This is a genomic window from Marinimicrobium sp. UBA4509 (genome assembly GCF_002388575.1).
Lineage (GTDB): Bacteria > Pseudomonadota > Gammaproteobacteria > Pseudomonadales > Cellvibrionaceae > Marinimicrobium > Marinimicrobium koreense.
The window spans coordinates 2,755-23,699 of the sequence record NZ_DGMV01000087.1; the positions used below are offsets into that span (position 1 = coordinate 2,755).

Sequence of the window (20,945 nt, forward strand, 5' to 3'; positions counted from 1 at the left end):
ATAAGCGAAGCGCATCCGCCGTTACCCAAATCAAACGCTACGAACTACGAGGCCGACCGCGTCCGCCGCCGCTGCGATTGCCGCCTGGGCGACCACCACTGCCGCCCGACGAACGGCGCCGGGGCGCGGCGGGTTTCATGGGTGGGGTTTCGGCCAACAACTCCTCCGGCGGCTGCTCGCACTTGATCGACTCGCCCAAGAGCTCTTCAATCGGCGGCAACAACATCGCATCGTCCTCGCAGGCAAAACTGACCGAGGTGCCGTGCTTGCCCGCCCGGCCGGTACGACCGATGCGGTGCACATAATCTTCCGGCTCCTCCGGCAGGGTGAAATTCACCACATGGCTGATGCCGCTGATATGGATGCCCCGGCCCGCCACATCGGTGGCGACCAACACTTTCAGATCACCTTCCTTGAAGGCATTCAGGGTGCTGACCCGCTTGTTCTGGGGAATCTCGCCCGACAGCAAACCCACCTTGATATCGTGGCGGCGCAGCTTCTCGTGCAGGTCGCGGCACTGGTCCCGGCGGTTGGCAAACACGATCAGGCTCTCCACATCGTCCTGCTGAATCAGGTTGTAGAGCATCGGATACTTTTCTTCGGTCGCCGCCAGGTAGACATGTTGCTCCACCGTGTCGGTCGCCACACTCTCGGGCTGAATTTCAATGGTGGTGGGCTCGTGAGTCCACTGCTCCACCAGACGCTCGACCTCTTCTGTGAACGTGGCCGAGAAGAACAGAGTCTGCCGGTCTTCCCTCTTGGGTGTCTGACGCACGATCTGGCGCACTTGCGGAATAAAGCCCATATCGAGCATCCGGTCCGCTTCGTCGATTACCAGAATTTCCAACTGGTCGAGAAACACATCGCGCTGGCGGCAGAAGTCCAGCAGACGACCCGGGGTGGCCACCAGAATGTCCACCAGGCTGTCGTGCAGGCGGCGCTGCTGCTTGCCGTAATCCATACCGCCAACCAGCGTGTGGATCTGCAGGTCGGTGTACTTGCACAGCAGCTTGGCATCATCGGCGATCTGCATGACCAGCTCGCGGGTGGGCGCAATCACCAGGGCCCGCGCCTCGCCGGCATAACGCTGTTCTTCAATGGGGTGTTTGAGCAGGTCGTCGATCACGGCGGTGAGGAAGGCCGCGGTTTTACCGGTACCGGTCTGGGCCTTGCCCACCACGTCTTTGCCCTGCAGAGCCAGAGGCAGGGATTGCGCCTGAATCGGGGAGCAGTACTCAAAGCCCAGGTCGGCAATGGCGTGCATCAGGTCATTTTCAAGCCCGAAATCGTGAAAGCGCAGTTTGCCTTCGACTTCGGGCACCGGAAACTGTGAGATATCCCAGGGTTGGTTGGCCATAGGTTTATTGTTGCTCTTGTTTTGGCCGCCTCGGCGGCGATTGTTGTTCCGGCCCCGGCGGCGGTTGCCACCTTTCTTGCCGGAGCCTTGGTTTCCGGGCTCGTTGTTGGCCTCGGGGTTGCCGCTCTTCTCCGGCTGGCCCTTTTGGCTTTTCTGCTCCGGATGGCCCTGCTTTTCCTGCGAGTTTGCACGCCCGCCGGAGCCTTGGGCACGGCGCGGTTTGCGCCGACGGTTGCCGCCGGGCTTGCCGTTGCGGGGCTTTTGCTCGGCGCCGCTGCGGGGGTTGTCGGTTTGATTTTTGGGGCTGCGCCCTTTGCGGGTCTCGGAGTTGTTGGCCGGTTTGGAGTCCCCGGCCAGCTTTTTGAAGAGTTTTCCAATCAAAACGATCACCTACTGTACAAACTTTGCGCGAAGTATACAGGAAACCACCTCTTTCTCCCACCGTGGGGCAGGCTCTGTTTGGCACTAGCTCAGGGTGTTACTTCGCTCAGAGTGCTGCGGGAGGGTATTCCCTCCCTCCGCGGTGCCAACGTATCGTTCCGGGAGCTAGCGCCTTTCGTACGGCACCTTGGGCAACGGCGGATGCGCTGCGCTTATCCGCCCTACGGCCGAGCGCAGCGGTATAAACCCGCGTAGGGCGGATAAGGGAGAAGCCCGCATCCGCCGTTGCCCAAACGTTACGTTGGCACTGAAAGCCTTGGAGAGTTTGGCGTGGGTGCTAGTTCCCGAGACGTTAAGCTAACACCGCGGAGGCTGGGTATACCCTTGTGAGACCGTCGCCTGCCTGGACGGCAGGCGATCGAGCCTACAGGGATGTATTTACGGCGTGTCTCACAAGGGTATACCCAGGCGGAGCACTCAACGACAAAGCACCGAGGTTAAACCTCTCAAGAGCGGCACTGCATACGTGCCCTACTTATCGGTAACAGCACCCTCCGAGGCTGAGCTGACGGTTTTGGCGTATTTGGCCAGGACGCCTCGGGTGTAGCGTAGTGGTGGTTCTTGCCAGAGTTTGCGGCGGCGGTCGAGCTCGGCGTCGTCCACCGTCACCGAAATGGTGTTGGCTTCAGCGTCGATCACGATTTCGTCACCGTCCTCCACCAGAGCAATCGGGCCACCGTCCTGCGCTTCTGGTGTGACGTGCCCCACCACAAAACCGTGGCTGCCGCCGGAGAAGCGGCCGTCGGTGATCAGCGCCACCGAATCCCCCAGTCCCTTGCCCATGATCGCCGACGTGGGGGTCAACATCTCGCGCATGCCGGGGCCGCCCTTGGGGCCCTCGTAGCGGATCACCAGCACATCCCCGGCCACCACGGTGCCATCCATGATCCGGTCGGTGGCTTCCTCTTCCGAGTGAAACACCCGGGCCCGGCCGGTGAATTGGGTACCTTCCTTGCCGGTAATCTTGGCCACCGCGCCGGTGGGCGCCAGGTTGCCGTAGAGAATGCGCAGGTGGCTGTCCTTTTTCACCGGGTTGTCGAGGGCGTGAATGATGTCCTGCTCTTCGGGGTAAGGTTTAACGCTGGCCAGGTTTTCCGCCAGCGTCTGGCCGGTAACGGTCATGCAGTCGCCGTACAGCAGGCCGGCCTCCAGCAGGATCTTCATCAGGGGCTGAATACCGCCGATGGCAACCAGCTCACTCATCATGTAATGACCGCTGGGGCGAAGGTCCGCCAGCACCGGGACGCGGGCGCCGATGCGGGTGAAGTCTTCCAGGGTCAGATCCACGTCCACGGTGTGGGCCAGGCCCAGCAGGTGCAGCACGGCGTTGGTGGAGCCGCCCAGGGCGATGACCACGGTGATGGCGTTTTCAAACGCCTCGCGGGTCATGATGTCCCGGGGCTTGAGATCTTTTTCCAACAGGGTAAGCACGGCGGCCCCGGCGGCGCGGCAGTCGGCCAGCTTGTCGTTGTCCTCGGCGTTCTGGGCGGAGCTGCCGGGCAGGCTCATGCCCATGGCTTCGATGGCCGAGGCCATGGTGTTGGCGGTGTACATGCCGCCACAGGAGCCGGCACCGGGGATGGCGGTCTCCTCGATCTGCTTCACTTCGATCAGGGTTTTATCGCCCTTGGCGTGCGCACCCACCGCTTCAAACACCGAGACGATGTCCGTGTGATTGGCGCCGGGCTTGATGGTACCGCCATAGACAAAAACGGACGGGCGGTTCAGCCGCGCCAGGCCCATCAGACAACCCGGCATATTCTTGTCGCAACCCCCGATGGCTACCAGGCCGTCAAAGCCCTCACAACCCGCCACGGTCTCGATGGAATCGGCAATGACCTCGCGGGAAACCAGGGAATACTTCATCCCCTCGGTGCCGTTGGCGATGCCGTCGGAGACGGTGATGGTGTTGAAAATCAGGCTTTTCCCACCCGCACCATCGGCGCCGTCGGCCGCTTCTCGGGCCAGGCCGTCGATGTGCATATTGCAGGGGGTCAGGTTGCTCCAGGTCGAGGCGATACCGACCTGGGGTTTGCGGAAATCCTCGTCGGTAAACCCGGTGGCGCGCAGCATGGCGCGACTGGCGGATTTACCGACCCCGTCCACCACGGGGCTGGAGTATCGGCGGCGATGGTCCTGGCTCATACGGGATGGCTCCTATGATTGGCTATGATTCACGCGTGCTTACTTATCCTGAATAGCCAATATAGTGGGTGAGCCAGGCCTTTTTCGCAACCGTGGTGGCGCGAAGTCCCTCAGTCAGGGGCAGTCAGCACTGATCCATTGACCACTGTGGGTAATGGTGACCTTTTCCGGGGACCCGCCAAAATCCATCAGCGCCGTGGACTGACCGGTATACGCCGTATCCCCATCCAGCACCATCTCACCCTGGGCCTGTTCGTCCGGGCAGGTAAACTCGATGCGGGTCTGGTCGCCGCGGCTGACCACGTTGTGTTCACAGTCGGTGTTCTCGCCCCACTGGAACTCGCCTCGTGCGGCCTCTTCTTCGGTCAGGCAATTGCGTACGGTCTGGTTACTGAAGTCCATGGACAGGCCCTGCTCGGCCATCATGTCCTGCATCATCTTTTTCTGGGCCGGCGGCATGGCTTCCATCTGTTGGCGCACCATTTCCAGCTGCTGCTCCAACTGGCCGCTTTCGCTTTTCATGGAAACCTGGTGTTCCCAGAGGCCGGGTCTGATATCGAGGGATTCCGCTTGTGCTCCCAGACTGAAACCCAGGGCGCACAGCGACGCGATCAACGTGCGGGGAAGTATTGGAAAGGCCATAACTGAAGTCCTTGTAAACGGTGATTGAATTCGAAGCCGGGTCGTTACCGCTGACCATCGGCTTCGAGTCTGCCCCAGTCAGGGGCAAATTTCAATCAACCACCGGAGCTCAGTGACTGATCATCCAGGGCCTCATACTGGGGAACATTTTTTTGCCATCGGCGGTGTACATCAGCGCCGAGCGGAGTTTGCCGCCATCGTGGCATCCGCAGGGTTTGCCTTTTCGATGCGCATGGGCCTGCCGCTCCCGGGCATCCGCCCGGGCCTCCGTGGTGGAGAATACCGGCTGATGCTGACTCTTTTCATTGCGCTCGTGGGCCGTGTGATTCTCCCTGGACATGGCTTTCAGCTCCGGGGGCAGGACAATCACCCGGGCCGCTAACTGGCCGCAGCTCGGACAAGCCTGTGGCTCAGCGCTCTGCTCGAAGGTCGCCAGCTGGTGAAACAGCCCGTGTTCGGCGCACTTGTAGTCGTAGACCGGCATGATGCTTACTCCTTATCCTTCGAAAGGGGTACATCCATACCACCACTGACCTTGGCGCCCGGGCCGGACGCACTGGGGTTGACGTCGATATCGAAGATATCGGTGGGCAACCACAGGGTGGCACAGGCGTTGGGAATGTCCACCACCCCACTGATATGCCCCTGTACCGGCGCGCATCCCAGAATGGCGTAGGCCTGGGCTTTGGTGTAGCCAAACTTGGTCAGGTATTCGATGGCATTGAGACAAGCCTGACGATAGGCGACGTGCACATCCAGGTAGTGCTGCTTGCCATATTCATCCACCGAAATACCTTCAAAGATCAGGTAGTCGTCGTACTTGGGCGTAATCGGGCTGGGTTTGAAGATCGGATTCTTGATGCCGTACTTGGCCATGCCGTCTTTCACCAGATTGACCCGCAGGTGAATCCAGCCGGCCATTTCAATGGCACCACAGAAGGTGATTTCGCCATCGCCCTGGCTGAAGTGCAGATCGCCCACGGACAGGCCGCCTTCTTTGACGTACACCGGGAAATAGATTTTCGAACCGCGTGACAGGTCCTTGATGTCGCAGTTACCGCCGTGCTCTCTGGGCGGTACGGTGCGCGCCGCTTCGGCGCCAGCGCTCTTGGCCGAGTCTTTATCCATGCGCCCCATATGCGCGGTATCGGCATAGGGCAGTGCCGCGAGCGGCGGCACCCGCTCCGGGTCGGTGTCCACCAGGCCCTGCTCACGGGTGTTCCACTCTTTCAACATCTCCTTGGAGGGCAGGCAGCCGATCAGGCCAGGGTGAATCAGACCGGCGAACTCCACCCCGGGGATATGCCGGGACTTGGTGAACATGCCTTTGAAATCCCAGATGGATTTCTGCGCTTCGGGAAAATGTTCGGTCAGGAAGCCGCCGCCATTCTGTTTGGAGAAAAAGCCATTAAAGCCCCACTGGCTTTCCTCGAAGGTACCGATATCCAGAATATCCACTTCCAGAAGATCGCCGGGTTCGGCACCTTCAACCCCGATCGGTCCGGACAGGAAGTGCACCTGAGTCAGATCCACATCGCGCACATCATCGGCGCTGTCGTTGTTGGCGATCTGCCCACCGGTCCAGTCGTAGCACTCGACGATAAAGTCGTCCCCCGGTTTGACCGTGGCCACCATGGGAATGTCCGGGTGCCAGCGATTGTGTACCTTGTCATTCTCGTAGGGGGTCTGGTTCAGATCGATTTTGATGATGGTTTCAGTCATGGCTTGGCTCCTGACAGGGAATGAGGCGTTAGCATTTCGGGCCGAGGTGCATATACCTCTGGCCCGTGTACGCTCATTATCAAAGGCGCCTGCCGTTGGGCCCATACGACAATTGGCCCCGGCTCTGCGTCATTTGACGTACTCACTTTTGCGGGCCCACACCTGTCGACAGATGACCCGCCCGTGCTGCCAATCGCAATACATCTGGCGCAGCTCTGATTCGGCCTGCGGTGGCATCTTTGGCTTCGCACTGTCCGGGCGTAACTCCGGCCGTTCCAACAGAAACTGTGCCACCGGTACTTCCACCTGCTGACGGAACTGTCGCTTTAACGCCCGCGCCCCAAACCGGGCATCGAAGCCCTTGCGCTCCACCCGGCTCATCAACGCCCGGGACACTTGCAATTGCCACCCCTTGGACCGCAGGCGTCGATTGAACTGAACCAGCAGTTCCGCCACCACCCCCGGTCGTGCTTCCGAAGGCAGCGGATAGTAGATCAACACGTTATCAATGCGATTGAGAAACTCCGGGTCCAGCCCGCGATCCAGTGCGCGCTCAACCCGCTGACGCAGTGCGGCCTGCTGCGCGGGCTCCGAACGGGGCCAGAAACGGCGCCAGCCGGTTTGCCAACGGTTCAGGTGGCGCGCCAGATCCGCCGCCCCCAGATTGCTGGTCATAAAGATCAGGCTGTTTCGAAAATCCAGCTGCTTCTGCCCGGAGGTGAGACGCAACCGCCCGGTGTCCAGTACCCCCAACAGACTGCGCAGCACTTCCGGGCCCGCTTTCTCCAGCTCGTCAAACAACACCACACCGGGACGACTGAAACTGCCGCGTATGGCCTCTTCATCGATCAGGCTGTGGCCCTCTTTGCTACCGACGTAACCCGGAGGCGCACCGGTGATGGCAGCGGTGTAATGATCCTGGGCCAGCGTATTCATATCCACCCGGCAGAAGGCATCGGCCTTCCCGTGCAACGCTTCGGCCAGAGCCCGAACCGTTTCGGTTTTACCGACCCCGGTAGGGCCCGCCAACAGAAATACCGCCAGCGGGCGATCCGGCTCTCCGATATCGGCTTTGACGCGGGTCAATTCACGATCGATTTGCGTCAATGCATCGGGCTGGCCGCGGATCCTCTGACGCAGAACCGCCGATACCGTCTCCGGATCAAACAGAAAACGCGAGGCCCCCAAGCGCGACTCGCCCGGCGACGAGGCCGACCGGGACGGCTCAGGCGCAGACGCCGCCGGAGTCAGCGCCTCGCGCAGCGCCTGATCTTCCAGTCGATCATTGATGAATGGCATGGAACCGCCTTACCCGACGGTTTTCTCGCGGCCACCGTGAGGCAGCTCGCCCACCGGACATTCCGCAACCCCGATGGTGGAACGGGTCATGGCCTCGACATCGTCCCGCGCCTTCTCCGCATCCATCACCCAGGTGCGATAGAAGTCAAACGGGCACTCGGCCACGCCGCGATCGCCGTCACCGGAATTATAGATACCGGAATATCCCCGATGCAGCAGTTTGAACAGATGGTTCTGGGATTGGTCATTGGCGCGGGCATCGCGAATCTGGCTGACCGAGAGCTGGGCGTACTGCACACCCATATCCTCTTCGCCGCACTCGCCCAGTGTCCGACCGTCGAAGCCGATCAATGAAGAGTGACCAAAATAAGAGTAGACGCCGTCGAACCCCGTGGCGTTGGCCACCGCCACATAGCAGTTGTTGGCCCAGGCCATGGATTTGGCCATCATCACCTGTTGATCTTTGGCCGGGTACATATAGCCTTGGCAGCGAACGATCAACTCGGCCCCTTTCATGGCACAATCTCGCCAGATTTCCGGGTAGTTGCCATCGTCACAGATGATCAGACTGATCTTCATGCCCTTCGGTCCTTCCGTAACGTAGGTGCGATCGCCGGGGTACCAGCCTTCAATGGGGCACCAGGGGATGCACTTGCGGTACTTCTGAACGATCTCACCCTGATTATTGATCAACACCAGGGTGTTGTAGGGTGCCTTGTTGGGATGGTCTTCGTGGCGTTCGCCGGTCAGGGAAAACACCCCCCAGGTATTGGCCTTGCGACAGGCTTCGGAGAAAATTTCCGTTTCCTCCCCCGGAATGGTGGCGGCGGTGGCCATCATCTCGTCCTGGTCATACATGATGCCCATGGTGCTGTATTCGGGAAAGATCACCAGGTCCATCCCGGGCAGTCCTTTTTTCATCCCCACCAACATGTCCGCAATGGCCCGGGCGTTATCGAGTACCTCGGCTTTGGTGTGCAGGCGCGGCATTTTGTAGTTGACGACGGCTACGCCGACGGTATCGTCACTGCTGGAAATATCACCGTGTCGCATAGTAGATTACCTCACTTAAACGGATAGATAGGACGCCACTTTCTCGGCATCGACACTGCTTCGGGCTTCCTCGTGCACAATCTTCCCCTTCTCCACTACCAGGATACGATCGGCCACATCCAGGGCGAAGCTCAGTACCTGCTCGGTCACCACAATGGTCAGGCCACGCTGATCGCGGATTTCTTTCAGGGTCTGGGCGATTTCCTTGATGATGGAAGGTTGTATCCCCTCTGTGGGTTCATCCAGCAGTAACACTTTGGGATCGCTCGCCAAGGCGCGAGCGATTGCCAACTGCTGTTGCTGTCCACCCGACAAGTTACCGCCCCGTCGGTTACGCATTTCCAGCAATACCGGAAACATATCGTAGAGATCACGCGGAACGGCTCGTCGCCCCGTTGAAGTCAGACCGGTCTGAATGTTTTCGCGCACGGTCATACTGGAGAAAATCATCCGTCCCTGGGGCACATAGGCCAGCCCCTGGCTGACTCGCTGATGACTTTTCATACCGGATATCTGCTTCCCGTCCAGCGTCGCCGTTCCGCCGGATTCGGGAATAACTCCCATCAGCGCTTTCATCAGGGTGCTTTTGCCCATGCCATTGCGGCCCATCACGGCGACAATCTCATTGGGTTGCACGGTAAAATCCAGACCATGCACAATTTCGCTCTGGCCATAACTGACTCGATAATCGGATACATTAAGCATGATGAGTCCTCTCTCACTCAGTGGCCAAGGTAAACTTCAATAACCTTCGGATCGTTCTTGACTTTTTCAATCGCCCCTTCGGTCAGAATTTTACCCTGATGCAGGACGGTCACTTTGTCAGCAATCTCGGCAACGAACTGCATGTCGTGCTCAATAACGATCACCGACCGATTCTGGGAAATACGTCGAAGCAGTTTGGCGGTTTCCTGACGTTCAGTGACGGACATCCCGGCGACCGGCTCGTCCAACATCAAAAGGTCAGGGTCCTGAATCAGCAACATGCCGATTTCAAGCCACTGTTTTTGGCCGTGACTCAACAGTCCCGCAGACTCATGAAGCTGATCCTTCAAAAGGATCATTTCCGCGATCTCTTCGCACTTGCGGATGATGGTTTCGTCTCGCTTGAAAAAAAGCGAGCCGAAAACGTTTCTCCCTTTCGGATAGGAAATCTCGAGGTTCTCGAAAATGGTCAGATCGTTGTACACCGAAGGGGTCTGAAACTTTCGGCCCACACCCGACTTAACAATGTCGGACTCGGTCATCTTGGTCAGCTCGCGGTTGCGAAATTTGATAGAGCCCTGAGTTGACCGGGTACGGCCGCAAATCAAATCCAGAACCGTTGTTTTACCGGCCCCGTTCGGACCAATAATCACCCGGATCTCTCCTTCATTGACATACAATGTCAGGTCATCCACGGCTTTGAACCCATCAAAGGAAACAGTCAGGTTCTCCACCGCCAGGACAAAATCTGTGTTACTGGCGTTCATGGGCAACTCCTTGGGCAGTGCGGCTAGAATCAGAACGGGTAAGCTGGTCAACCCAACGATCAAGCGCCTTGGTCACATGACCGCGGGCATACTGGTCATAGAGTCCCGCAAGGCCGTTGGGGAACGCCAGCACAACACCGATAAACAACGCACCCATGGCGAACAGCCACAACTCAGGAAAGCTCTCCGAGAAAATGGATCGAGCCCAACTCACCAACACCGCACCATAGACCGCACCAAACAGAGACAAGCGGCCGCCAACGGCGCAGAAGATCACCATTTCAATGGAGGGGACAATGCCGATAAAGCTTGGGGACATGAAGCCAACCTGAAGAGTGAACATTGCGCCGCCGATAGCCGCAAATGTCGCGCCCACGCAGAACACGAAGACCTTGAAGTTGGCTACATCATAACCGGAGAACCGGATGCGATCTTCCGCATCGCGCATCGCCACCAGTATTCGTCCAAATTTGCTCTTGCGAATGAACTGCGCGATTACTACACAGGTCAACAGAAGCGCGACGCAAATAAAATAAAATACATACTTGGCGAAGTCTGACCGGATGTCCCAGCCCAACAACGTTCTCAGGTCAGTGATACCGTTTACGCCACCAGTGAAGCCCTGCTGCCCAATAATCAGGATGGTGAGAATCAGAGCAATCGACTGGGTAATAATGGCAAAATACACCCCACTTACCCGCCGCTTGAACATTGCTACACCGATCAGGTACGCAAACACCGTAGGCACAACAATTACCGCCAGCAATGTAAATCCGAAGCTGTAGAACGGCTCCCAGAACCAGGGAAGCTCGGTAATCTGATTCCAGTCCATGAAGTCGGGAATGCCCGGCGTGGACTGAATCGCGGTGCTTTCGGGGTCGGACGATTCGAGCTTGAGAAACATGGCCATCATATAGCCACCGATCCCGAAGAACACGCCCTGCCCCAGGCTGAGAACGCCACCGTAGCCCCAGCAAAGCACCAGCCCCAGGGCCACAAACGCGTAGGTCAGGTACTTACCGATCAAACCAAGCCGGAACACGTCCAGCGCCAGAGGGAATACCACAATCAACAGCAGGGCAAGCACTGCAAAGCTGAGCAGATCGTGACGACTAAACAATGATCGTAATCCGGTCGCAGTCATCGTACCGTCCTCCTATCGACGAACTTTAAGGGTAAACAGGCCCTGAGGACGAATCATCAGAATGCCCAGCACGAACAGCAGCGTCAGCACTTTGGCCATGGAACCACTGAGGAAAAACTCCATGGTCGACTGCGCCTGCGAAATGGTGAACGCGGAAGCGACCGTACCCAACAGACTTGTAGCGCCACCGAAAACCACCACAAGGAAGGTATCCACGATGTACAGCTGGCCCGAAGTGGGACCCGTGGAACCGATCATGGTAAAGGCGGCACCGGCAATCCCGGCAATCCCGCAACCCAAAGCGAACGTCATACGGTCCACTTTTTGGGTGTTGATCCCCACCGCACCCGCCATGGGTCGATTTTGAACCACGGCTCGTACCTGAGTACCCCAGCGCGAGCGATACATCAGGGCCGCCACTACCAAGGTAATCCCAAGCGACAGGCACATAACAAATATGCCGTTGATCGGAACCTCCACCAAGTCCGTTATCGGGTAGGAGCCCATCATCCAGTCGGGCATACTCACGCCAACTTCCCTTGCGCCAAAAATCGAGCGATAGGTTTGTTGCAGAATCAGGCTCAGGCCCCACGTGGCCAACAGGGTGTCCAGGGGACGATGATATAAGTGGCGAATCATCAACCATTCGACCAACATGCCCAAGAGCGCGGCCGCCAGGAAGGCAAGTGCTATAGCCACAAAGAAGTAGGAACCGTACAGGTCAGGTAGCCATTGGGAAAAGACGTTAGACGTCATGTAGGTGACATAAGCACCGAGGATCATAAACTCCCCGTGCGCCATATTGATCACGCCCATCTGGCCAAAAATAATGGCCAGACCCAAGGCCATCAGTACAAAAACAGAGAAGAGTGTCAGGCCTGCAAAACCCTGCATGGCAAAAATCGACATCAACTCCGATGAGGAATAGTCAGAAAACATGGGAAGGTGCCTCCGCGTGCGCTTGAACCAACCGGGCTGGTCTTTCTACCGGGATAACCCCGCCCGGAGGCGGGGTTATTTATGTCACTGTCTTGAAGTGACGCTTATTGATAACCTTCCGGAAACGGGTCTGGCTCAATCAATTCTTCGGTCTCAAAGACCACCTCATACTGGCCATTCTCCTGGGCACGACCGATACGGGTTTTGGACCATAGGTGATGATTGGGGTGAATCTTCACGTAGCCTTCAGGTGCAGTGGTCAGTTCAATACCCGGTGAAGCTTCGCGCACTTTATCGACATCAAAGGAGCCGGCTTTCTCAACGGCCGCTTTCCACAACCAGGGTCCAAGGTAAGCCGCCTGGGTTACGTCACCGATCACGATGTCATCACCCCAACGCTCTTTGAATGCCTTGACGAATTCTTCGTTGTTGGAGTTCGTCAGGCTTTGGAAGTACTTCATTGAGGCATAGGCGCCTTCGACGTTTTCGCCACCAATACCCAGTATTTCATCCTCGGTTACTGAAATGGTCAGAACCAGGGGAGATTCCTCGGTCAGATCGATACCGGCTGCCTTCAGCTGCTTATAGAAAGCCACATTGGAGCCGCCTACGACAGAGGCGAAAATCACATCGGGCTTACGCAGCTTGATCTTGTTAATCACCGAATTGAACTGGGTGTGACCAAGCGGGTAATACTCTTCACCCACAACTTTCAAGCCCAGCTTGTCAATGTGCTTGCGGGCAATCTTGTTGGAGGTTCTGGGCCAGATGTAATCTGAGCCAAGCAGATAGAACGTTTTGGCATCCTTGGCGTCAACCACCCAGTCGATACCGGCAAGAATCTGCTGTGTGGCTTCCTGACCGGTATAGATTACGTTGGGCGACTGCTCTAGCCCCTCATAGAAGGTCGGGTAGTACAGCATTCCGTTAAATTGCTCGAAAACCGGAAGAACCGCTTTGCGTGAGGCCGAAGTCCAGCAACCGAATACCGCCGCTACATTGTCCTGACGAAGCAGTTTTCGGGATTTTTCAGCGAACGTGGGCCAATCGCTGGCGCCGTCTTCCTGGATGTACTCGATCTGGCGACCAAGAACCCCTCCAGAGGCATTGATCTGCTCGATGGCGAGCTTTTCCGCTTGGACTGAGCCGGTCTCACTGATGGCCATGGTGCCGGTGATTGAGTGAAGAATACCCACTTTCACAGTGTCTTCGGTAACCGCCAGTCCGGTGGTATTCACCTCTTGGGCGACACCAAACGCACTCATGGCGAGGCCTGCCGTCAGCCCGGCCAGGCTTTTCAGAAGCCGGCGCGACGGCCCCGGCGTATGCTTGCGTGAGTCAGTAACCATGGTCTTTCCTCGTGTGGTGGTTTGAAAACGCGACTGAACATCGGTTGGCCCGTGCCCATGCTCTGCATTTTGCTCGCACCTCCCTTCTGAGCCCATTCGACAAATGCCGCAGAGACCTACGTCAATCACCCCATACCACCGACCACCCACTTTGCCTTTAATGTTCTGCACGCCACAGATGGCATAAAGATTGATACCTGATTCAAGGAGTGCCGGGTTCAGCGCACTGAGCTCCGGCCCGGCCATACAAAGTGCACCACCCTGGTTCGCCTGCCCGGGCGCTATGCGTCATACCGGCGCACGGCGACGGCCGACATGGACATCGCCCGATCAATGCCTTCACCGGCTGTTATTCAATAAGCGAATGCCATGACTGCCAAACAGACCATTTTCCGCGTGCGCCGTCAGTACAACCAATGGGTTGCCAACCAGACGCTGGAGGACTACGCGCTTCGTTTCACCGCCAAGCGAGCCCGGCGCTGGTCGCCCGCCCGGGTGGCACACACCGCCCTGGGTGCGATTTCCTTTCTGGCTCTGGAGGCAATCGGTGGCGCAATCACCCTGAATTACGGGTTTACCAATGCCATGGTGGCGATCCTGGCGGTAAGCCTGGTGATCCTTTTGACGGCCTTTCCGATCAGCTACTACGCCGCCAAGTACGGCGTCGACATTGATCTTCTGACTCGAGGGGCGGGCTTTGGCTATATCGGGTCCACCATTACTTCCCTGATTTACGCATCATTCACGTTCATTTTCTTTGCGATCGAAGCGGCCATTATGGCCATGGCGTTGGAGATGCTCTTTGGCATTCCCATCGTGTGGGGGTATGTTCTCTGTGCCGTTGTGGTGATTCCGCTGGTCACGCACGGCATCACCTTTATCAGCCGCTTTCAGCTCTGGACCCAGCCGCTTTGGGTGTTTCTGCAGGCGCTGCCGTTTGCATTCATCCTATGGGCCGACTTCCAGTCGGTGTCGGACTGGACCAGTTACACACGCGAAGCCGGTGGCGGGTTTGATCTGCTGCTTTTTGGGGCGGCCTCTGCGGTCATCTTCTCCCTGATTGCCCAGATTGGCGAGCAAGTGGATTACCTTCGCTTTATGCCCGAACCCAAACCGGAACAGCGTCGCCGTTGGTGGCTGGCCCTGAGCGCCGGAGGACCGGGCTGGATTGTGATCGGAGCCCTCAAAATGATGGCGGGCTCCTTTCTGGCGGTGCTGGCCTTGTCACACGGCATGTCCGCGAACGAAGCGATTGACCCAACCCACATGTATCAGGTGGCCTTTGGCTACGTCACCCAGTCGCCCACGGCGGCCCTGGCCATCGCCGGACTGTTTGTCATCCTGTCGCAGTTGAAAATCAATGTGACCAACGCCTACGCCGGGTCCATCGCCTGGTCCAACTTCTTCTCCCGCCTTACTCACAGTCATCCGGGGCGGGTGGTTTGGTTGGTGTTCAATGTCACCATTGCCTTGCTGGTCATGGAGCTGGGAGTCTATCGGGCACTGGAGAACACCCTGGGGCTATACGCGTTGATCGCCATTGCCTGGGTGGGCACTCTGGTGGCCGATCTGGTGATCAATAAGCCGTTGGGGTTCAGTCCACCCCATATCGAATTCAAGCGCGCCCATCTGTACGACATCAACCCCGTGGGCGTCGGCACCATGATCACCGCCACCCTGATCGGCGTGATCGGTTATCTCGGCTTCTGGGGCGAAACCTTCCAGGCGCTCTCGCACTTCATCACTCTGTTGAGCGCTCTGGTTATTGCTCCACTGATCGCCTGGCGAACCGGCGGGCGGTACTACATCGCCCGCGAGCCAATTATCCTGACGCCCACGGCCGCCACTCACCAGTGCTGCATCTGTGAACACCGGTTTGATAAAGAGGATGTCACCCACTGTCCCGCCTACGACGGCCCCATCTGTTCGTTATGCTGCTCGTTGGACGCCCGATGCAACGACTTCTGTAAACCCGGCGCCAGCTACCCTGAACAGATCCGCAACTGGGTGCACCGCTGGCTGCCCTCCTGGCTGATACCCGACATCAATGCCCGCCTGGGTAATTTCCTGTTACTGGTTATTGGGATCAACGGGTTCTCGGGTGTGCTGCTCTCCTTGATTTACCAACAGACAGCCTTCCCTGATGAAGTATCCGCCATGCTCTTTGCGGCCCTGCTCTGGAAAGTGTTTTTCATTCTGGTAATCATTACCGGTGTCGTGAGTTGGTTGTTCGTGCTGGCCCATGAAAGTCGGGTCGTCGCCCAGGAAGAGTCGCAGCGCCAGACCCGCTTGTTGATGGAGGAAATCGACGCACACGAACAGACCGACCAGGCGTTGCAGCGGGCCAAGGAACAGGCCGACGCCGCCAATCAGGCCAAAAGCCGGTACCTTACCGGCATCAGCCACGAGTTGCGCTCACCACTGAACGCGGTGCTGGGGTATGCGCAACTGCTCGAGAAAGACCCGGCGATTCCCCCTCACCGGCGCGACGCCCTGGGCGTCATTCGCCGCAGCGGCGAGCACCTGGCCGACCTGATCGAAGGCCTGCTGGATATTTCAAAAATCGAAGCGGGCCGACTGGATCTTCATCGCGATCAGGTCCGCCTCGGCCCGCTACTGGAACAACTGGTGCACATGTTTCGGCTGCAGGCGGAAGGCAAGGGGTTGCAGTTCGAGTACCACTGTCAGGATCCGTTGCCTCCTCTGGTTCGCGCCGACGAAAAGCGCCTGCGGCAGATTCTGATCAACCTGCTGTCCAATGCGATCAAATACACCGCTCACGGCCGGGTCAGCATGAGGGTCAAATACCGCAGCGACGTGGCAGAGTTCACGATTGAAGATTCCGGCGAAGGCATTTCGCCCGACGATCAGCAGCGGATATTCCGCCCGTTTGAACGCATCCGCCGCCCTGGAGAACAGGTATCCGGTACCGGGTTGGGGCTGACCATCACCCAATTGCTGACCGATATTATGGGCGGCGACATCAGCCTGCAGAGTACTCCCGGGCAAGGCAGCGTCTTTAAAGTGACACTGATGATGAGCCGCATTCGGGGCGCCTCGGACATAGCGCCGACCGAGGCCCAGGACATTCAGGGTTACCGGGGCGAGGCCAAGCGCGTCATGGTGGTGGATGACGAGGCCTCGCACCGCCAACTGGTGCACGCCATGCTGACACCGTTGGGGTTTGATGTCGTTGAGGTCGACAATTCGCTCACGGTGTTGGACCGGGTCCGACAGGAGGCGCCGGATCTTATTCTGTTGGATGTCTCCATGCCCGGGCTCAACGGCTGGGAGCTGGTTGCCCAGCTTCGCGCCATGGACTATTACCAGCCTGTGGTGATGATTTCCGCCGATGCCAGCGAAGGCAAGGCCGTGGACACTGCCCTGCACGATGCCTATATCGTCAAGCCGGTACGGTTGAACAGCCTGTTGGAAACGTTGGGGCAACAGCTCAATTTACGCTGGCACACCCGACCCGTGGCGATCAGTACGCCTGCGTCACAACCACCCCGCTCCGACAAGCGGATCACCGCGCTGACACTGCCCGATGAAGTGCATCTGCAACCCCTACGCAAGCTGGCTTTGATTGGCCACAAAAGCGGCTTGCAGCAGGCCCTGGCGGAGCTGGAAGCGAACGGCCTGGCCACTGAAGAGTTCGTGCAGACACTGACCCGATTGGCGGGTCAATTCCAATTCGAAACCATCATTCGACTGTTACAGGTACCCGACAATGAGCTCCAACGAGAACCCCTCTGAACCCGTGGTTCTGGTGGTCGACGATGCCATCGAAAGCATCCACATGCTCAGCGACGCACTGGAGGCGGAACACATGACCGTGCTGGTGGCACTGGAGGGCCAACAGGCGCTGACCATCACCCAGAACATTACGCCGGACATCATTTTACTGGACGCTCTGATGCCCCAGATTGATGGCTTTGAAACCTGCAAGCGGCTGAAACAGAACCCACGCCTGACCAATGTTCCGGTGATATTCATGACCGGCCTGAGCGATACCGAGCACGTGGTTCAGGGGCTGAACGCCGGAGGCGTGGACTACATCACCAAGCCGATCAACCCCGAGGAGCTGGTCGCACGCATGCGGGTGCACATTACCAACGCCCGCCTTACCCAGAGCGCGCACAATGCGCTGGACGCCGCCGGCCAATACCTGTTTGCCATTGACCGCAGCGGCACTCTGCTATGGACCACACCACAAGTGCAGGCGCATCTGAAACGCGCCGGACTGAATCAGCCCCAGGCTCAGGACCAACTCGCCGGACAGTTACGCGAATGGCTCAACCACCAGCCGCAAACCGGACACAAACTACCTCTTCGAGGGCTGTCTCCCGCACTCACCCTGGAATACCTGGCACCGCTGAGCGGCACCGACATCCTTCTGCGCCTATTGGAGCAACCCGGGGAAGGATCCGAAACGGATCGGTTGCGAGAGATCTTTGGTGTCACCACCCGCGAGGCTGATGTGCTGCTGTGGATAGCCCACGGCAAGACCAACCGGGAAATCGGTCAGATTCTCTCCATGAGCCCGCGTACCGTGAACAAACACCTGGAGCAGGTGTTCCGCAAACTCGGTGTGGACAACCGCACCTCGGCGGCGGCTGCCGCCATCCGCTGCATGGCCCGAGCGTAAGTCAGTAGGTCTGACGCCACACAAGGGCAACCTCTGGCACAAGTGTTGCTGAATGATATGACAAGACGACCGCCGCCCCCGATAACACACCGGTTATCGGGCCCGGACGCCTCAAACCCGGATACTGCATGCACCATGACAGCGCAAATGAACGTCACTGATGCCCCACAAGCTCGCATAGATCGCGCCCCGTTTGCGCGCTTTGTCCAGGACTACCGACGCCGGCAGGATGCTCTGTCGTTGATCCGCCAATTGATCCATATGATCAAGGGAGTGCAGCGACACCGGGGCATGAGCATGGCCCTGCTCGGGGGCAACCGACAATTTGAACCTGACTTTGAGCGACTCCAACAGACCCTGGAGCGCCGCCTGCTGGCACTGCAGGCGTTCACCCTGGGCAGCGATCTGCTCAGCGAACGGGAGCGGGAAAACCTGCACACCGCCTGGCTGACCATCAGCCGGGACTGGCACGATGACAGCGTGATCGACAACTACGAGCTGCACTGCCACCTGGTCGAGCAGCTACTGGCCATGCTGGTCAGCCTTTCCCGCCCGCTCGAAGCGCCTCTCTCCGCCCCCTCGGATCACTCCGACGCCGACGCGCCCACCCGGGTGCAGATGCTGGAGTTACTGCACTTCTCCACCCGGATGTTGCCCGGCGTGGTCGAGCAGATCGGGCGTATCCGGGCCCTGTCCAGTTATGCGGCGGCGGTCGGCCACTGTGACTCTCACCACGACGGCAAGCTGCGATACGTCATCCAGAACACCCAGGTCAACAACGAGAAGCTGCGCCACCAGATCCGCCGCCTGGAACAGGTGCTCGGCCCGGAATTCGGCCAGTTGGGTGAACTCAAGCGGTACGAGCTCAAACTGATGTTTCTGCTCAATATGGTGGAGGGCGACGTGCTCGGCGGCGGGCCGATCACCGCCGACAGCAACCGGCTGTTCCAGGTGGCAACCGACATTATTGACGTCTACCTGCAGGTGGTGGAGAACGGCATCGTCCTTCTGAACCAGTGGCTCGAGCAGGATCTGGAGCGCTGGATGCAAACTGGCGCGCCAGTTCGTCCCGAAACCTCCTAAAGCGCGTCCCGTTTCTCAAACTGTCAGACGGTTTGCTGTATCCTTGGGCTATTGATCGTCACCCCAAGGATTGCCTTTGCATGCGCTTGCCCCGACTCTCACTGTGGTTGTTCGTATTCTGTGCCCCTGTGTACGCCAATGACGCCTCTGAGCCAACCCGCACGGAGTTATCCGACGAGGAAATGGACCAGTGCCTAAGGATTGCCGTGACCGTCGCGGGCCGGGACATGTCAATCAATGGCCTACGCGACGTATGTAGTACCCTGGCGCGCGAAGACTCCAGCCAGCGCGATGCCATCAGCCAGGCACTGGCGGCCATGAGCGATGATACCGCGGGTCAGGAAGACGACCCCAGTGGCAACAGTCGCCTGCTGGAGCGGCGCCTGAACATGGAAGCGCTCAATCGCGCCAACCGCTTTCTGCTCACCCCCCACAAGCGCAATTACCTGCTCCCGGTCAGCTACCAGGAGGAACGCAACACCGCCCCCTACGCCGAGGCCGGCACGTCACTCGCCAGCCAGCAGAGCACCGAAGTGGAGTTTCAACTGAGCGTCAAAATCCTGATCCGTGAGGGAATTTTCGGCGACAACGGCCACCTGTACATGGCCTACACCAATCACTCGCTCTGGCAGGCCTACTACCGGGAGATCTCCCGCCCCTTCCGGGAAACCAACCATCAACCCGAACTGATTCTGAGTTTCGTCAACGACTGGAACATTTTCGGGTTTCGCAATGTGCTCAACGAAGTGATGATCACCCACCAGTCCAATGGCCAGAGCGGCGATCTGTCCCGCAGTTGGGACCGGATCATGGTCAACAGCGTGTTCGAACGCGGTCCCTTCGCGTTTTCGTTCAACCCCTGGTACCGCATTCCGGAGAGCGAGGGCGACGGCCCCGATGACCCCACCGGCGATGACAATCCGGATATTCACAAATACATGGGCAACTTTGAACTGTCTGCCGCCTGGCATCGTAAAGACAACATAGTGAGCCTGATGCTGCGCAATAACCTGCGCTCGAACAATCGCGGCGCGGTGGAGCTGGGGTACAGTTTTCCGGTTTCCTCCACCGTGCGCGGTTATCTGAAGGTGTTCAGCGGCTATGGCCACAGCCTGATTGACTATGACCACCATACCAACGCCATCGGCCTGGGCATCACCTTTACCGACCTGTTCTGAGGTAAAACCCATGGGCACGCTGGCTGGGGAGAGAATTATGCGCGCGCTTTTATTGAGCCTGGTACTGACACTGGGGGCCTGTTCCTCCACCGAGGTACAGGAGTACGCGGGAAATGAACCCGCCCTGACGCTGGAAGATTTCTTTCAGGGGTCCCTGACGGCCCACGGGGTGCTGAAAAGTCGCGGTGGCACGGTGACCCGCTACTTCAACGCGACCATCGAAGCGAGTTGGGATGACGAGGGTGTCGGTCGCCTGGCCGAGCGCTTCGAGTTTGACGATGGCGAAATCCAGCATCGCAACTGGACCCTGGAGCCTCAGGAAGACGGCAGCTACAAGGCCACCGCCGGCGATGTGCTCGGCGAGGGCCGGGCGGAAACCAGCGGCAATGCCCTGAAAATGGATTACGTCCTCGAAGTGGACTACAAAGACCGCAAACTGGCACTGAACGTCGAGGACTGGATGTGGCGGGTCG

General features: G+C 58.5%; 17 protein-coding genes. 5 read left to right on the forward strand and 12 right to left on the reverse strand.

Annotated features, from left to right (window positions below; genetic code table 11):
* Positions 1–37: 37 nt before the first annotated feature.
* The 12 genes from rhlB to urtA form a co-directional block, all read right to left on the reverse strand.
* The gene (gene rhlB / locus B3520_RS16385; protein WP_414673684.1) at positions 38–1,738 is read right to left on the reverse strand and encodes an ATP-dependent RNA helicase RhlB; all 1,701 of its coding nucleotides are present in this window, start codon (positions 1,736–1,738) and stop codon (positions 38–40) included.
* 531 nt (positions 1,739–2,269) lie between these two features.
* On the reverse strand, positions 2,270–3,943 hold the full coding sequence (gene ilvD / locus B3520_RS16390; RefSeq protein ID WP_123637896.1) for a dihydroxy-acid dehydratase: 1,674 nt from the start codon (positions 3,941–3,943) through the stop codon (positions 2,270–2,272).
* A gap of 114 nt (positions 3,944–4,057) precedes the next feature.
* The gene (locus tag B3520_RS16395; RefSeq protein ID WP_123637897.1) at positions 4,058–4,585 is read right to left on the reverse strand and encodes a DUF3617 domain-containing protein; all 528 of its coding nucleotides are present in this window, start codon (positions 4,583–4,585) and stop codon (positions 4,058–4,060) included.
* A gap of 109 nt (positions 4,586–4,694) precedes the next feature.
* Entirely contained in the window at positions 4,695–5,069 is a 375-nt protein-coding gene (locus B3520_RS16400; protein WP_024460800.1) for a zinc ribbon domain-containing protein, read from the reverse strand.
* Positions 5,070–5,074: 5 nt separating this feature from the next.
* Positions 5,075–6,307: a formamidase gene (gene fmdA, locus B3520_RS16405; RefSeq protein ID WP_286805446.1), complete on the reverse strand. Its 1,233-nt coding sequence runs from the start codon at positions 6,305–6,307 to the stop codon at positions 5,075–5,077.
* A gap of 129 nt (positions 6,308–6,436) precedes the next feature.
* Positions 6,437–7,606, reverse strand: coding sequence for an AAA family ATPase (locus B3520_RS16410; protein WP_286876448.1), 1,170 nt, complete (start codon positions 7,604–7,606; stop codon positions 6,437–6,439).
* A gap of 9 nt (positions 7,607–7,615) precedes the next feature.
* Positions 7,616–8,659, reverse strand: coding sequence for an aliphatic amidase (locus tag B3520_RS16415; protein WP_123637901.1), 1,044 nt, complete (start codon positions 8,657–8,659; stop codon positions 7,616–7,618).
* A gap of 15 nt (positions 8,660–8,674) precedes the next feature.
* Entirely contained in the window at positions 8,675–9,364 is a 690-nt protein-coding gene (gene urtE, locus B3520_RS16420) for an urea ABC transporter ATP-binding subunit UrtE (protein ID WP_024460804.1), read from the reverse strand.
* Between the two features lie 17 nt (positions 9,365–9,381).
* A complete protein-coding gene (gene urtD, locus B3520_RS16425; RefSeq protein ID WP_286805441.1) occupies positions 9,382–10,131 on the reverse strand; it encodes an urea ABC transporter ATP-binding protein UrtD in 750 nt (249 codons plus the stop codon).
* The gene (gene urtC / locus B3520_RS16430) at positions 10,118–11,275 is read right to left on the reverse strand and encodes an urea ABC transporter permease subunit UrtC (protein ID WP_286805440.1); all 1,158 of its coding nucleotides are present in this window, start codon (positions 11,273–11,275) and stop codon (positions 10,118–10,120) included. The genes urtD and urtC overlap by 14 nt, the downstream gene beginning before the upstream one ends.
* A gap of 12 nt (positions 11,276–11,287) precedes the next feature.
* Positions 11,288–12,214 (reverse strand): urea ABC transporter permease subunit UrtB, encoded by a 927-nt coding sequence (gene urtB, locus B3520_RS16435; protein ID WP_286805439.1) that lies wholly within the window; start codon positions 12,212–12,214, stop codon positions 11,288–11,290.
* A gap of 104 nt (positions 12,215–12,318) precedes the next feature.
* Positions 12,319–13,563 carry an urea ABC transporter substrate-binding protein gene (urtA, locus tag B3520_RS16440; protein ID WP_339618714.1) on the reverse strand — a complete coding sequence of 415 codons (1,245 nt, stop codon included), beginning with the start codon at positions 13,561–13,563 and terminating at the stop codon, positions 12,319–12,321.
* 369 nt (positions 13,564–13,932) lie between these two features.
* On the opposite strand from urtA, the gene B3520_RS16445 reads away from it, so the two are divergent.
* The 5 genes from B3520_RS16445 to B3520_RS16465 form a co-directional block, all read left to right on the forward strand.
* Positions 13,933–17,319 (forward strand): hybrid sensor histidine kinase/response regulator, encoded by a 3,387-nt coding sequence (locus B3520_RS16445; RefSeq protein WP_286805438.1) that lies wholly within the window; start codon positions 13,933–13,935, stop codon positions 17,317–17,319.
* On the forward strand, positions 17,294–18,211 hold the full coding sequence (locus tag B3520_RS16450; protein WP_286805436.1) for a response regulator: 918 nt from the start codon (positions 17,294–17,296) through the stop codon (positions 18,209–18,211). The genes B3520_RS16445 and B3520_RS16450 overlap by 26 nt, the downstream gene beginning before the upstream one ends.
* 147 nt (positions 18,212–18,358) lie before the next feature.
* Positions 18,359–19,294 carry a hypothetical protein gene (locus B3520_RS16455; RefSeq protein ID WP_286805434.1) on the forward strand — a complete coding sequence of 312 codons (936 nt, stop codon included), beginning with the start codon at positions 18,359–18,361 and terminating at the stop codon, positions 19,292–19,294.
* Between the two features lie 80 nt (positions 19,295–19,374).
* Complete coding sequence (locus B3520_RS16460) at positions 19,375–20,472, forward strand: phospholipase A (protein ID WP_286805432.1); 1,098 nt, start codon at positions 19,375–19,377, stop codon at positions 20,470–20,472.
* A gap of 37 nt (positions 20,473–20,509) precedes the next feature.
* Positions 20,510–20,945 (forward strand): DUF3833 family protein (locus tag B3520_RS16465; protein ID WP_286876449.1); only part of this gene is annotated, 436 nt, incomplete at its 3' end.